The sequence below is a fragment of the Methylophilus sp. OH31 genome (assembly GCF_000576615.1).
Lineage (GTDB): Bacteria > Pseudomonadota > Gammaproteobacteria > Burkholderiales > Methylophilaceae > Methylophilus.
Map to the genome: position 1 here is coordinate 413960 of NZ_BAUS01000002.1, position 14144 is coordinate 428103.

Annotated in this window: 16 protein-coding genes; 10 read left to right on the forward strand and 6 right to left on the reverse strand. The window is 51.0% G+C overall.

Annotated elements, in window-relative coordinates; genetic code table 11:
* Positions 1-148: 148 nt before the first annotated feature.
* The 4 genes from OH31_RS03660 to OH31_RS03670 are packed head-to-tail and all read right to left on the reverse strand — an operon-like array spanning position 149 to position 2140.
* The gene (locus tag OH31_RS03660) at positions 149-958 is read right to left on the reverse strand and encodes a peptidylprolyl isomerase (RefSeq protein WP_019881684.1); all 810 of its coding nucleotides are present in this window, start codon (positions 956-958) and stop codon (positions 149-151) included.
* A gap of 55 nt (positions 959-1013) precedes the next feature.
* Positions 1014-1277 (reverse strand): BolA family transcriptional regulator, encoded by a 264-nt coding sequence (locus tag OH31_RS14350; protein WP_033425676.1) that lies wholly within the window; start codon positions 1275-1277, stop codon positions 1014-1016.
* 1 nt (position 1278) lies between these two features.
* Entirely contained in the window at positions 1279-1578 is a 300-nt protein-coding gene (locus OH31_RS03665; protein WP_019881685.1) for a YciI family protein, read from the reverse strand.
* Positions 1579-1594: 16 nt separating this feature from the next.
* Positions 1595-2140 carry a septation protein A gene (locus tag OH31_RS03670; RefSeq protein WP_024929673.1) on the reverse strand — a complete coding sequence of 182 codons (546 nt, stop codon included), beginning with the start codon at positions 2138-2140 and terminating at the stop codon, positions 1595-1597.
* A 125-nt stretch (positions 2141-2265) separates the two neighbouring features.
* On the opposite strand from OH31_RS03670, the gene OH31_RS03675 reads away from it, so the two are divergent.
* The 3 genes from OH31_RS03675 (at position 2266) to OH31_RS03685 (ending at position 4467) form a co-directional block, all read left to right on the forward strand.
* Entirely contained in the window at positions 2266-3129 is an 864-nt protein-coding gene (locus tag OH31_RS03675) for a 3',5'-nucleoside bisphosphate phosphatase (RefSeq protein ID WP_024929674.1), read from the forward strand.
* 14 nt (positions 3130-3143) lie between these two features.
* Positions 3144-3755: an L-threonylcarbamoyladenylate synthase gene (locus OH31_RS03680; protein WP_024929675.1), complete on the forward strand. Its 612-nt coding sequence runs from the start codon at positions 3144-3146 to the stop codon at positions 3753-3755.
* A 73-nt stretch (positions 3756-3828) separates the two neighbouring features.
* On the forward strand, positions 3829-4467 hold the full coding sequence (locus OH31_RS03685; protein ID WP_024929676.1) for a site-2 protease family protein: 639 nt from the start codon (positions 3829-3831) through the stop codon (positions 4465-4467).
* Positions 4468-4524: 57 nt separating this feature from the next.
* Here OH31_RS03685 and OH31_RS03690 read toward each other — a convergent pair whose 3' ends face one another.
* Complete coding sequence (locus OH31_RS03690; protein WP_024929677.1) at positions 4525-8175, reverse strand: DUF748 domain-containing protein; 3651 nt, start codon at positions 8173-8175, stop codon at positions 4525-4527.
* A 197-nt stretch (positions 8176-8372) separates the two neighbouring features.
* On the opposite strand from OH31_RS03690, the gene OH31_RS03695 reads away from it, so the two are divergent.
* Complete coding sequence (locus tag OH31_RS03695; RefSeq protein ID WP_019881691.1) at positions 8373-9233, forward strand: HlyC/CorC family transporter; 861 nt, start codon at positions 8373-8375, stop codon at positions 9231-9233.
* 65 nt (positions 9234-9298) lie between these two features.
* Positions 9299-9691 (forward strand): hypothetical protein, encoded by a 393-nt coding sequence (locus tag OH31_RS03700; protein WP_019881692.1) that lies wholly within the window; start codon positions 9299-9301, stop codon positions 9689-9691.
* 74 nt (positions 9692-9765) lie between these two features.
* Here OH31_RS03700 and mscL read toward each other — a convergent pair whose 3' ends face one another.
* Positions 9766-10179 (reverse strand): large conductance mechanosensitive channel protein MscL, encoded by a 414-nt coding sequence (gene mscL, locus OH31_RS03705; protein WP_019881693.1) that lies wholly within the window; start codon positions 10177-10179, stop codon positions 9766-9768.
* A 171-nt stretch (positions 10180-10350) separates the two neighbouring features.
* On the opposite strand from mscL, the gene panC reads away from it, so the two are divergent.
* The 5 genes from panC (at position 10351) to OH31_RS03730 (ending at position 14002) form a co-directional block, all read left to right on the forward strand.
* On the forward strand, positions 10351-11205 hold the full coding sequence (gene panC / locus OH31_RS03710; protein WP_024929678.1) for a pantoate--beta-alanine ligase: 855 nt from the start codon (positions 10351-10353) through the stop codon (positions 11203-11205).
* A gap of 105 nt (positions 11206-11310) precedes the next feature.
* Positions 11311-11691 carry an aspartate 1-decarboxylase gene (gene panD, locus OH31_RS03715; RefSeq protein WP_024929679.1) on the forward strand — a complete coding sequence of 127 codons (381 nt, stop codon included), beginning with the start codon at positions 11311-11313 and terminating at the stop codon, positions 11689-11691.
* Between the two features lie 14 nt (positions 11692-11705).
* Complete coding sequence (gene rsfS / locus OH31_RS03720; RefSeq protein WP_024929680.1) at positions 11706-12077, forward strand: ribosome silencing factor; 372 nt, start codon at positions 11706-11708, stop codon at positions 12075-12077.
* Positions 12078-12098: 21 nt separating this feature from the next.
* A complete protein-coding gene (gene rlmH / locus OH31_RS03725) occupies positions 12099-12566 on the forward strand; it encodes a 23S rRNA (pseudouridine(1915)-N(3))-methyltransferase RlmH (RefSeq protein ID WP_024929681.1) in 468 nt (155 codons plus the stop codon).
* A 2-nt stretch (positions 12567-12568) separates the two neighbouring features.
* Positions 12569-14002 (forward strand): deoxyribodipyrimidine photo-lyase, encoded by a 1434-nt coding sequence (locus OH31_RS03730; protein ID WP_024929682.1) that lies wholly within the window; start codon positions 12569-12571, stop codon positions 14000-14002.
* The last annotated feature ends 142 nt before the right edge of the window (positions 14003-14144 follow it).

Sequence of the window (14144 nt, forward strand, 5' to 3'; positions counted from 1 at the left end):
TAATTCTTGATTTTATCTCAGATTGACGGGCAAAGGAATGTTTCTGTGCGGGTCTGGCGGGTGATAGCCTCATGCAGAGGCGATGCGCGGCAAATAAAAAAGCCAGTCTAAACTGGCTTTTTTATTGATTTGTTACAAGCGGTTTTGATTACTTCTTCTCGATGCCGCTGACATCAATTTTTGCTTTGTCTTTCAGGCCCAGCATGTATTTTTCCAGTTTACGCTGCTGCAAAGTACGCTCAATGCCTTCTTGCACTTTTTCATAAGGCGGTGCTTGCAGTGCGCGTGTATCCACCAGCTTGATCACATGCCAGCCGAATTGTGACTGTACTGGCTCAGGCGTTGTTTCGCCTTTTTTCAAACCAACCAGTGCTTCGGCAAATGGTCTTACCATTCCAGCAGGTGAGAACCAGCCCAGATCGCCACCTTTGTCTTTAGAGCCCGGATCTTGTGATTTCTCTTTAGCAATTTTCGCAAAGTCAGTGCCTTTTTTCAGGTCGGCAATAATGGCTTTAGCTTCTGCTTCAGTTTTTACCAGAATATGGCGCGCATTATATTCTTTGTCGCCCAGCTCTTTTTTATACTGTTCGTAGCCTTCTTTTTTCTCGGCATCCGTGACTGGGTTTTTCTTGATGAAATCAGCCAGGAATGCGTTGACCAGCAATTTACGACGTGCCAGTTCTTCGCTTGCGATAAAGTCAGGCAGTTTGTCGATGCCAGCTTTTTGTGCTTCCTGGTAAGCCAGTTCTGAACCCACCAACTCGTTGACCACGGCGGCTTTCATGCCGTCATTGGCTTTCTGGCCGGTACGTGCTTCAGCATCACGTAAAATAAAGTCTACCCAGGTTTTTTTAATTGGTTTGCCATTGACTGTGGCAACCGCATCGGCATCGGCCGCGTATACATGTGGCAGTGCGCTTAAGCAAGCAATCGCCAACATTACTTTCAAAAATTTCATGCAATATCCTTATATAACGATTTGAGTTGGTGCGATATTAAAAAACAGAAATGTTTCAACTAAATGACTCATCAGTCGATAGGGCCTGAATACTGAGCGCGTGTATGCGATGAGGCATTAAATCTTGTAAGCATTGATAGACCATGCGATGCCGCATTATCTGTGATTTTCCTGAAAATAGCGAGCTTTTTACCGTGAGCGTGAAATGCCCGCCGCCCGTGTTCCCTGCATGTCCGCGATGCAGTTCACTGTCATCCTGTATCTCAAGAAGTGTGGGTGCCAGCGGCTGCAAACGTTGCTCGATTTCTGCTTTTAACATGTTATGGCAGCGTCTTTCTAAAAGGTTTGACTTCTACCTTGCCATAGACGCCTGCATGCACGAAAGGGTCGTCATTGGCCCAGTTGGTGGCTGCCTGTAAAGAATCGAATTCTGCCACAATCAGGCTGCCGCTAAACCCGGCTGCGCCAGGGTCCACGCTATCAATGGCTGGCAATGGCCCGGCGAGTAGCAAGCGCCCTTCATTCTGTAGCTGTTGCAAGCGTGCCAGATGTGGCGGGCGATGTTCCAGCCGCAGCGGCAAACTGTTAGCAGTGTCTTGGGCGTAAATCATGTAAAGCATGGTGGTTTTCTCTTAGTCAGGCAGACGGGGTGTTTTGTTCAATCCAATGTTCTTTTAACGCAAACACTTGCACAATAATAAAGATAAACATCAGGCTGGTGGCACCAAACAGTTTGAAATTGACCCAGTCATCTTCGCTGAAATGAAAAGCCACATAGAGGTTGAGTATGCCCATGCCTACTAAAAAAGCAATCCAGCACAGGTTGAGTCGGTCCCAGATCGCCAGCGGCGGTGCCATCATTTTGCCCAGCATATTTTCGATCAGGTTGCGTTTGAGCGCGTAGCGGCTGAAGAGCAATACCAGTGCACCGATCCAGTAAATTGCAGTGGGTTTCCACATAATATAGGTTTTATCATGCAGCAATAAGGTGATGCCGCCGAGCACGGTAATCACCGCGCCGTTAATCACCAGCATCTTGTCTATCTTGCCGCGTTTGATCCAGAGTATCAGCATCAGGACCAGGGTGCTGATCATGGCGACGGCGGTTGCAGTAAAAATGCCCGCTTTTTTATAGGCAATAAAAAAGAGAATAACGGGGAGTAAATCGGTAATGACTTGCATGACTGGCTTCAGGTGACTGAATTCCTGCTATCTGTGAGGGCACTATTTTGCTATGATTTCTGTCAAAATGTAAAGTTAGTCGCTTTGTTGTCATCCTTTTATTCAAACGGCGCCCCATATCCATCATGTCTGTTCCCATTGATTTACATTGCCACTCCACCCTGTCAGACGGGCTGCTTTCGCCTGAAGACCTGGTTGCGCATGCGGCGAGCAGGGGGGTGCGGGTGCTCGCACTCACCGATCACGATGAAGTGGGCGGGTTGGCACGGGCACGCGCCGCGGCCGAGCAATTAGGTATCTCTTTTATTGATGGCGTTGAGATTTCCGTCACCTGGAAAAATCGTACCTTGCATATTGTCGGTCTGCGTGTCGATCCGCAACATCCAGAATTGTTAGCTGCCTTTGCTAAAGTGCGCGAAGGACGTGATGCCCGCGCCAGGCAAATTGCCGCAGGGTTGGCCAAGGCAGGTATCGCAGATGCATATGAAGGCGCGCGCGAACTCTCGGGCAACAGCGTGATGACGCGCAGTCATTTTGCACAGTTTATGGTGAAACGTGGCCATGCCAAAAACATCAAATCAGTGTTTAAAAAATATATGGTCAAAGGCAAGCCAGGCTATGTCAACCATGAATGGATGAGCCTGGAAGAAGCCATGCAGCTGATTCGTGACAGTGGCGGGGTGGCGGTGCTGGCACACCCGGGTCGTTATGACTTGGGGTTTGTGAATATGCATCTGCTATTAAATGAATTCAGAAATCTGGGTGGTGCAGCGATTGAAGTGGTCACTGGTAGCCATCAACCGCCGCAGTATGAGCAATTTGCCAAGCTGGCGCATCGTTTTGATCTAAAAGCTTCGCAAGGCTCTGATTACCACGGCCCGGGCATGTCTTATATGGATATGGGGCGTTTGCCCGCATTGCCCGCCGGTTGCGTGCCTGTGTGGCAGGACTGGCCCGAAGCCAGTCAACTGCAAGCAGTAGCGAGTTAGCGTATCTCCCAATCATGGCACAGTATTTTGTGATTCATGCGGAGAACCCGCAAACCAGGTTAATCCAGCAAGCTGCGCAGTGGTTAAAGCAGGGTGGGGTGCTGGCCTGTCCTACTGACTCCAGTTATGCCCTGGTCTGCCTGATGGAGTTTAAAGAGGCACAAACCCGCATCCGCCGCTTGCGTGGCGTTGATGATGAGCATCCGTTTACCCTGATTTGCCGTGACCTGGCTGAGATTGGCACTTATGCCAAAGTGAATAACAGCCAGTTCCGCTTGCTTAAGGCGATGACACCTGGCGCTTATACCTTTTTGCTAGAGGCCAGCCGCGAAGTGCCGCGCCGATTGCAGCATCCCAAGCGCAGCACCATTGGCTTGCGCGTGCCTAAGCATGTGGTCACGCAAGCCTTGCTGGAGTCGCTGGATTCGCCCTTGCTCAGCATGACCTTGCAGTTGCCTGGCGATGAAGCGCCTATGTCTGTTGGCTGGGAAATCCGTGAAGCCCTGGAACATCAGATTGACGCGGTGATCGACAGTGATATTGCGCATGTGGGCGCCACGACGGTGGTCGATTTGACGCAAGACCCGCCCGAGCTGGTGCGCGCGGGCGTTGCGCCTTGGCCTTGAGTGGCACTTGATTTGGCCCGATATTTATTCTTAGACGCTGTGACAGAGTGTTGACTTTAGCTGGAAGTGTTACATGGAACTCACTGTTGTACAGAAAATTGCCGCTTACGCTTTGCCCATCCTGTTTGCGATCACGGTACATGAGGCGGCGCATGGCTATGCTGCCAAGTTTTTTGGTGACCTGACCGCCGAGCGCATGGGCAGGATTACCCTCAACCCTTTCAAGCATATAGACCCGATTGGCACGATTTTACTGCCTGCGCTCAGCATTATCCTGGGGGGCGTGCTGTTCGGCTGGGCCAAACCCGTGCCTGTCAACTTTGGTCAATTGCGTCGCCCCAAGCAGGATATGTTGTGGGTGGCACTGGCGGGTCCGGCGTCTAACTTTGCCATGGCCATTGTGTGGGGATTGATACTGGCGCGGATTGCATTATTCCCGGAGTCCGCCCAGGCTTTTTTAGCACAGATGAGCCTGGCAGGCATCCAGATTAACCTGGTCTTGCTGGTGCTGAACTTGTTTCCGCTGCCACCGTTGGATGGCGGCCGCATTGCTGTCAGCCTGTTACCCATGCAAGCCGCGATCAAGTTTGCACAAATAGAGCGTTATGGCATGCTGATTCTTATCGCCTTATTATTCACCGGCATTCTGGGTGTTTTATTGTCGCCGGTGCTCAAGTTTTTTCAGCAGTTATTGACCATGCTGGTCATGTAGCTGCGCTGGTGAGGTATTGATGAAGCCGCTGAACCAGCGGCTTCATGCTATTTGCAGCTAGTGTTTGATAGCGTCCAGCGTCAGCTTGCTTGGCACGTGATCGCGGTCTGCCTTCACGGTTGTTGGGGTAGTGATCGAAACCCGTTCGGCACCAACGCCCGCAGCCAGTAACGCTTTCTGGATGGCGTCGGCGCGTGCCTTGGCCAGGGCTTGCAAGTCAGCGTCGGTGACCTGGATGCTGGTGGTCAGTGCTTCCTGTGCTTGCGCGTAAAAACCTTCGGGCGCTTTTTCCAGTTTGGCGGCCAGCCGCTTGAGTAAGCCCTTATTGTTCAGGCGGTCATGCAATGTTTGTATGGCCGATTGCACCTTGGGATTATTTAAGTCAATTGGCCCCGCTGCCTGCCCAGGCTCCAGGCGCACACCGGCTTCTGCTGCCACTTGTTTGCGCAAGCTGGCTTCCTGAATGGCGCGTGTATCTGCGGCTACATCGTAGCCAGGTACAATGCCCAGCGCTAATTGCTGGCGTTTGGCGAGCGCGTTGCTTACCGTGTGCAATTTCTCCAGTTCCGGTGGCGCAACCGTGGTATTGCCAGGGTCAAACACAATCGCTTCCAGCTTTTCACCGCCGCCAAACAGTTTGCCCAGCGCGCTGAAAGGCGCGGTCACGATTTTGGTTAGCACATTGGTGAAGGCTTTCCAGACAATCCCGCCTATGCTGAACTTGGGGTCGTCCAGGCTGCCACTCACAGGCAAGTCCAGGTCAATCACCCCGTCACTGTCTTCCAAAATGGCAATCGCCAGGTCCAGGGGCAGGTTAGGCGCATCTTTGCTATCAACTCTTTCACCCAGGGTGAGTTTGTTGATGACAAACTTGTTTTCACCCGCCAGTACACGCTGTTTGATTTTATAGCCCAAGTCTACAGACAGCTTGCCGGATTCAATTTTGCGCCCGGCAAACTTACCGGAATAGGGCGTGAGGCGATTCATCTCCAGGTTGGTGAATGCCAGTTTGATATCGGTAAATTCTGTGGTTTTAAACGGTTGCAACGAGCCACGGATGCGTGCTGCACCGTAATCATCTACCTTGCCATCCAGTTCGACTTGTGCAGTCGATGACGGGTTGCTGGAAATGCCGTTGATGACGCCGCCCAGGGTGTGGATGTGCGTGCCAAACGGTTGTGGCAGCGATAAGTCAGCAAATTCCAGTTCGGCGTTATTGATACGTACCGTATCAATTGCAACCGGGAAGTCGCTGCTAGTGCTGGCAGGCGTTGCCGTTGCGGTGGTTTGACTCACGGGGGCTGGCGCCGCCTTCGTTGTGGTCGATGCGGTTGCCGCTGTCTGGTCTGGCGTAGCCGTGCGCATGACCTTGGTGATATTCAGGCTGCGGTCAGGGTAAATGATAAATTTACTTTGCGGCTTGCTCAATGTCAGCGTGCTTAATTGCAGTTTGTTGGGTGCCAGTGATAGCGCCAAGCCGTCCCCTTGCAGTTTCTCCCAGCGTAAAAATGGTTGCTGGCTCGCCTCCTCCAGGATGGACAGCTGGTTGACACTAAAGCCGCCGTCAAACTTGGTTGCCCCGCTGCTGGTTTGTTGCAGTTTACCCTGCAGGCTGGCAGAACCGTTTTCCAGTTGCAGTAAGGCAGCTTGCTGGATATAAGGGGCAAAGGGTTTCAGTGCCAGGTCAGTAAGTGTGCATTGCAACTCGGTTTTAAAAGGGGCTGCAGCCAGTTTGCCTTGCAGGTTGAACTGACCGCCTTGTTTGACCTTGAATCCAGCTTTCACCGGCAGCAAGCGTGCCATATTCTGGCTCAGGTCGCTAGCTTCCACGCTGGCATCCACCACATCCAGCACCACAGGTGTCGGTGTCGATTGATCTTCAATATGAATGTCTGCCTGTTGCAAGGCCAGCCGCTTCACGGCGTAAGACCATGGTTTCGCGGGCGCCGCTGCCTGTGTGCTTGTTTTGGCAGTCACCGTGTAGCTGCCTGGGGCAGGTGCCAGCATGGCTTGCCAGTTCAGGCGTTGATCCGCTTGCCTGATGACCGTTGTTTTAAGTCCTTGTAATTGAATCGCGGCAATATCAACTTTTTGCTGGTCCAGCGCCAGTTGCGCATTATTCAGCGCAAACCTGGCTAATTGTGCGGCGGGTTTTTTATCTGATTGGACGCTGAGTTGTGTTGCTTCCAGTTGCACATTTTTTAGCGCCAAGCCTGACGTATTATCTACCGCCAGCTGTAGATTGAGGTCGCCAACCGTGGCTTGCAAGGGCTTGGCAAATTGCTGGTCGGTATAAGCGAGCTGCCAGTGCGTCAGGGCGATGTCGTCTATCGCAAATTGGAAGGGGGCGCCGGCCTTTTCATTGACCTTTTCATCTGGCACCGCAGGGGTCTCAGCAGGCGAGGGCGTGGCTGTTGCAGGTTCGGCAAAGGCGAGTTGCCAATCAAGTCCGGCAGCCGTTTGCGTCGCCGATAATTGCCCTTTGTTTAATAAAATGTGTGCCACATTGGCCCGGCGTTCTGCCAGATTGAGGCTGACATTTTCGATCGCCAGTTCTGGCAATGTAAATAATGTTTTTTGTGCTTGTTGTAACTGAGTTTGCTCAATATGCAGGTTCAGGTTGTCAAATGTGAGTTGCGCCTGCTTGTCATGCTCGAAGACCAGCTTGGGCAAAGCCAGGCTGCTTTTGGCAATTGAAACGTCTGCCTGTGGTTTATGCAGTTTGAGTTGATCAAGTTGAATGTTGATGTCTTGTGTCGTGACCAATAACCGTTTTTGTTGATCTAGCGTCAGATGTTTGGCTTTGACTTCCAACTGCGAAAAAGCGAGTTGATCACCTTGCGCCAATGCGCCTGCCAAATCGTTCACGCGCAGTTTTGCATCGCTGACCAACAGTTTCGGTTGTTGATTCGGTAAAGAAAAGTCATAGTTAAACTGGCTGGTAAACGTACCTGCCGTGACTTGCAGCGGCAACTTGGCCGTGTTTATCCATTGCATGACTTTGGCGATTTGCAAACCTTCGATCGCCAGTGAGCCTTGTGATGCCAGTGGATTGACGCCAAAATTGCCTTTCCACTTGATGGTCGCGCCTTGGTACGGCAGTTTGGCGGCAATCAGGTAGTCACCACGGTCTTTAGGTAGCGTGGAAAAGCCTTCGAGTTCAAAATCCAGTGGCTTGAGTGAGGCTTGTAGCGGCGTGGCGTGTTGCGCATCCTGGTAATCGATATTGCCCTGGCTGATCGCGATATTTTCAATGATGACACGCGGCAAGTCTTTATTTGGCGGCGTTGGATCCTCGTTGAGTTTTGCAATGAGGTCAGCCCAGTTGAGGCGGCCCTGTTTGGAGATATGCACATCGACGCGCGGCGCTGTCAGCGTAATTTGCTTGAGTTTCCAGGCCCAGTTGAACAGGCCGCTGGCTTCAAGATCGACCACCAGTTTGTCAAACGATGCCAGTGGCGCACCGTTTGTTTCGGTCAGCGCCAGCTTCTCGATGGTCGTGGTGAGGCGCAGCGGGTCAAACGTGACTTTTTCTACACTGGCTTTACTGGCCAATTGGTGTTCGGCTACCCATGGTAATAGCCATTTTGCCAGCGGATTGATGGCCAGCCAGGCAAATGCAAAGTAGAAGACAATAAGCCCGGCAAGCACCTTGAAAGTCAGTGATTGCACCAGGGGACGTAAGGAAGGGGGCAGGCGATTCAACATAGGTGTTAATTTAGCAGAAATTAAATCTTTTATATCGTTTGTTGACACCGGAAAGTGACAAATCTTTGCGTGTCACACAGGGCCAGGGATAGCCTCGAATAAGTCAGGAAACCCATGTCATGAAGGTGACATTGCCATCCGTTTTCATGTATGCTTAAGTTAACGCGTTATACAGGATGCTGTTTTCAGCAGTAACTATGGCTTCAGAGCCGGATAAGTTGTCTCACAAACCCTCACTTTTAGAACGATTAAGCCATTTTCTTCTGCGCGAGCCAGAAGACCGCGAGCAACTGGTCGAGTTGCTGCATGGGGCTTATGAAAATCACCTGATGGACAGCGATTCGCTGGCCATGATTGAAGGTGTCCTGCAAGTCAGTGAAATGCAGGTCAGGGATATCATGATCCCGCGTTCGCAAATGGACGTCATTGATATTGCCCAGCCGCCAGAAAGCTTTCTGCCGTTTGTCATTGAAACGGCGCACTCCCGCTTCCCTGTCATTGAAGATAATAAAAACGATGTGATCGGCATTTTGCTGGCCAAGGACTTGTTGCGCTATTACGCCAACGAGACATTCGAGCTGCGCGATATGCTGCGTCCGGCGGTGTTTATTCCCGAGTCCAAGCGCCTGAATGTGTTGTTAAAAGAGTTCCGCAGTAACCGTAATCATATTGCCATTGTGGTTGATGAGTATGGTGGCGTAGCCGGGATGGTGACGATTGAAGATGTGCTGGAGCAAATTGTCGGCGACATCGAGGACGAATACGATGATGATGAAGGCGAAGGCAATATCATTCAGCAGGAGCCGGGCATTTATCGCGTCAAAGCCTTGACCGAGATTCCTGAATTTAATGAAGCCATAGGCACCGAGTTTAGCGACGAAGAGTTTTCTACCGTGGGTGGCCTGGTGGTGAATCACTTCGGTCATTTGCCCAAGCGAGGCGAGCATATCCGTATTGATAATCTCAGTGTCACCGTGGTACATGCCGACAGTCGCCGTGTACATGTGTTACTGGTCGAACAGTTGCCGGAAGAGGCGTATCCTATCGAGTCTGTGTAGTGCCTCTTGTATGAACCTATTGCTGTTTTAATTGCCTGAGTTTCTGAGTATAAAGGAGAGTCATGATGAGAGCACAAACTTGGTTAAACGGGGTATTGGCTGTTGCATTATTGTCTTTAAGCGGCGCGGTGCTGGCAGGTGCGGCGGCTGGCAAGTTGCCTGAGGACGAGCAGGGCTTTGTGGATGCGGTGGGCAAGTTGAATCGCGCGCAGTTAATTGCATTATTGGGCGAGCCAGCGCGCGCGGAAGATGTGAAGTTAAAAGATAGCGGGCGCGTGGTGGCTTCTATCTGGCATTATCACAATATCAATAAAGATGCCGCGGGGGCTTATTACCCAACCACAGAGCTGGATCTGATTGATGACCAGGTCAGTGTGGTCGTGTTTCTGAATAATGATGGGTCTGATGCCAATGCTGGTCAGACGTATGAAGTACAACCGAATCCCGCCGATTTGTAATCTTTGATTTTTGTGGGTAGTTAAAAAGCAAAGGGCGCCACAGCGCCCTTTGTCATATCACTATCGCCAGAAAATTATTTTTTCAGGCTGTCACGAATTTCACGTAACAAGACGATATCTTCCGGTGTCGCTGCTGGCGCAGGTGCTGGTTCGGCCTGTTTCAGGCTGTTCATGAATTTAACCATCTGGAAAATAATAAATGCCAGAATAACGAAGTTGAGCACAATGGTGATGAAATTACCGTAAGCCAGTACCGCGCCCAGTTTTTTGGCTTCTGCCAGGGCCAGGTCAGCCGATTGGCCGTTGAGTGGCACATACAGGTTGCTAAAATCAAAACCGCCAAAGATTCTGCCGATGACCGGCATGATAATGTCGTTCACCATGGAATCAACGATCTTGCCGAAGGCACCACCAATGATGACACCGACCGCCAGGTCCATGACGTTGCCCTTCAGCGCAAATTGTTTAAACTCGGTCATCACACTCATTCACTTACTCCTGATGTTAATAATTGTAGATAGTTGCAAATGATGACTATAGGCGCGGACTTGCCAGGTTGTCAATTGCCGGGGCGCTGATCTTTTACCTGTCACGGTTGAATAGGGTGCTGTGTGATATATTGAATCATTCTGATTTTTGATGGATTAAAAAGAGTCTACATGCAGTTGTTTCACAGCTTGCGCGAGTTGCGCGCATTTCTGGCCAGTCGCCGCGACCAGCGCGTGGGGTTTGTGCCAACCATGGGTAATTTACATGCGGGGCATTGCCAGTTGGTGACGCTGGCGAAAAAGCATGCAGAGATTGTGGTGGTCAGTATTTTTGTAAACCCGCTGCAATTTGGTGCCAATGAGGATTTCGGCAGTTATCCACGCACTTTGCAGTCTGACTGTGACAAACTGCAAGCCGTGGGCGCTGATGTGGTGTTTGCACCAGCGGTAGAGGAAATGTACCCTGACTTTGATGGTCAGGATTTGCACCAGCAGATGGTGATTCAACCGCCACCTTTGGCCGATGATCTATGTGGCGCCAGCCGCCCTGGCCATTTTGCCGGTGTGGCGACCGTGGTCGCCAAGCTGTTTCATATGGTGCAACCGCAAGTGGCGGTGTTTGGCAAAAAAGACTACCAGCAGCTAATGGTGATCCGCGCATTGGTACGGCAACTCAATTTTGAGATTGAAATCATTGCCGGAGAAACCGCGCGTGAGGCTTCCGGCCTGGCCATGAGCTCAAGAAATGGCTATTTGACCGCAGCAGAAAAAACACAGGCCGCGCAGTTAAATCAGCAGTTGCAAGTCATGAAACAAGCCTTGCTGACTGACCAGCGTGACTATGCGGCTTTGCAAACGCAAGCCCGTTTAGCGTTAAGCCAGCAGGGCTGGCAGGTAGATTATGTAGAGATCCGGCGTCAACAGTCACTGACCTTGCCGGATGCGCAGACCCGTGAATGGGTGATACTGGCCGCAGCCAGGTTGGGCAAGACGCGGCTCATCGATAACTGCGAAGTCAGCGCCTGATGCAATTACATACGTTTTTTGATAAATTTATTTTGCGCTAAGCTATTGATAACTTTATAATTACGACCTTTTCCGCGCGAGTGGAAGTTCGAGCTAAGGGACGCAATGCAAAGAACCATGTTGAAATCAAAGCTGCATCGAGTGCGTGTGACGCATAGCGAGCTGCACTATGAAGGCAGCTGTGCGATTGATGAAGCCTTGCTGGAGGCCGCCAATATTCATGAATATGAGCAAATCCAGATTTACAACATCAACAATGGTGAGCGTTTCACAACTTATGCCATTCGTGCCGAGCGTCACTCTGGCGTGATTTCGGTCAATGGTGCTGCGGCGCACAAAGCGGATCCTGACGATTTGATTATTATTGCCAGCTATTCCCAGTATACCGAAGCCGAATTGACTCACTACCATCCGCAACTGGTTTACGTCGATGCGCAAAACCGCATTGTCGAGCAAAAAAACCATATTCCTGCGCAAGCCGCCTGATTTTGAATACACCTATGCAACCAAACATTGATACCCTGTCTCTTGAAGAGATGAAACTGGCCGTCGTCGACGCGCTGGAAGATATTAAAGCCTTTGACATCACCGTGATGGACGTGCGCCGTATGACGGCGGTGACCAGCTACATGATTGTCGCCAGTGGTAACTCTACCCGCCAATGCAAGGCAATCGCCGATAATGTGCGTGAAAAGCTGAAAGAAAAAGGCCTGGAAGCGCGCGGCGTAGAGGGCGAAAAAGAAGGCGAGTGGGTCTTGGTCGATTTAGGCGATATCGTGGTGCATGTCATGGTGCCAACCACCCGCGCTTATTACAACATTGAACAACTGTGGACCGAGTCACAGACGCGTCGCGCGGCTTCTGCTGCCTAAAAGCACGACACTCCTCCAGATATGAAACTCAATATCATCTCGGTCGGCCATAAAATGCCCGACTGGGTTGAAACTGCCTGCGCCGAATACTTGAAGCGCATGCCACGTGAACTTGAAACACGCATCATCGAAATCAAACCTGATAAACGTGCGGCCGGTAAAAATAGTGAAGTGGTGCAGGAGGCCGAAGCCAAGCGTATCCTGGAAGTGGCCGGTAAAGATTATCTGGTGGCGCTGGATGAGCGTGGCCAGGCCGTCACTACCTTGCAACTGGCAGAAAAGCTCAAAAGCTGGCAAGAAATGGGGCGTGATGTGTCCTTAGTGGTGGGCGGTGCTGATGGTTTACATGCACAACTCAAAACGCAGGCGCAATGGCTGTTCAGCTTGTCTAAATTGACCATGCCGCATGGCATGGTGCGTGTGATGCTGGCTGAGCAACTTTATCGCGCCCACACGGTTCTAAGTGGTCATCCCTATCACCGAGAGTAACGATGTCTAAAGCATTGGTCTGGTTGCGTCGCGACCTGCGCGATGATGATCATGCCGCGCTGTATCACGCCTTGAAGCGGCATACGCAAGTGATTGTCGCTTTTGTTTTTGATACGGATATTTTGCATGCATTAACGGATAAACAAGATCGCCGGGTTGAATTTATCTGGGAAAGCGTACGCGAACTCAAGCAGTCTTTACAAGCGCACGGCAGTGACCTGATCGTGCGTCATGGCCGGGCACAAGTAGAAATCCCGGCGCTGGCGCGCGCACTCAATGTCACAGCAGTCTATGCCAACAAAGATTATGAGCCGGTCGCGATTGCCCGCGATGAAGTAGTAGCGCAGGCGCTGCTTGAGGCTGGTCAAACCCTGCATTTATTCAAAGATCAGGTGCTGTTTGAACAAGATGAGGTGATGACACAAACCGGCAAGCCATATGGGGTATTCACGCCGTATAAAAATGCCCATCTGGCCAAGTTGAATGCCTTTTATTTAAAAGCTTACCCGGTCAAAAAATATATCAGTCATCTTGCGCCCGTGGCGCCAGCGCCCATGCCGACGCTGGCATCGCTGGGGTTTGAGCGCACCAATCTTGCCGCATTGCGCTTGCCAACCGGTATGGCTGGTGCGCAGCAGTTATTCGAGGATTTTCTGCATCGTATCGACCAGTATCATGATGCGCGTAATTACCCGGCGGTCAAAGGCGTGTCTTATCTGTCGGTGCATTTGCGTTTCGGCACAATTTCCATCCGCCAACTGGCGCATGCGGCCTGGCAATTATCCCTGGCGGGTAATGAGGGGGCGGCGATCTGGTTGAGTGAGTTGATCTGGCGTGATTTTTATTTCCAGATTCTGTTTCACCGGCCAGACTTGCAACAAGGTCGTTCTTATAAGCCGGAGTATGAGGCGCTGCCTTTTACCAATGACGCTGACTGGTTTGCTGCGTGGTGCGAAGGGCGTACCGGTTTCCCAATTGTGGATGCGGCCATGCGCCAGTTAAACCAGACCGGTTACATGCATAACCGTTTGCGCATGGTCGTCGCCAGTTTCCTGGTCAAGGATCTGCTCATAGACTGGCGTTGGGGTGAGCGTTATTTTGAGCAAAAGTTAATCGATTTTGACTTTGCAGCCAATAATGGTGGCTGGCAATGGGCAGCCTCGACCGGTTGTGACGCGCAACCTTATTTCAGGATTTTTAACCCGCAATCGCAGTCAGAAAAGTTTGATCCGCAAGGCAAATTTATCCGTAAATATGTGCCGGAGCTTGCCGGTCTTGATGACCAGCAAATTCATGCGCCATGGGCAGAGAAATTTCGTAAAAAAGGCTTGTTTGACAAAGGCTTAGTGCTCGACTACCCGGTGGCTGTGGTGGATCATGCGCAACAGCGCGAAGAGGCCTTGCGCTTATACAAAAATAATGTGAAGCAAAGATGACATTTGATGTAGAATAAGATCGTTTTACTTCGTGCTAAGGTGAGGTCTGCATCACGCCTGCTGGTTAATTTAACCGACTTTTTAACAATGATCCCTTCAACTTTTAGAAGAGATTTCCGTTAACTGAGATGACACACATTTG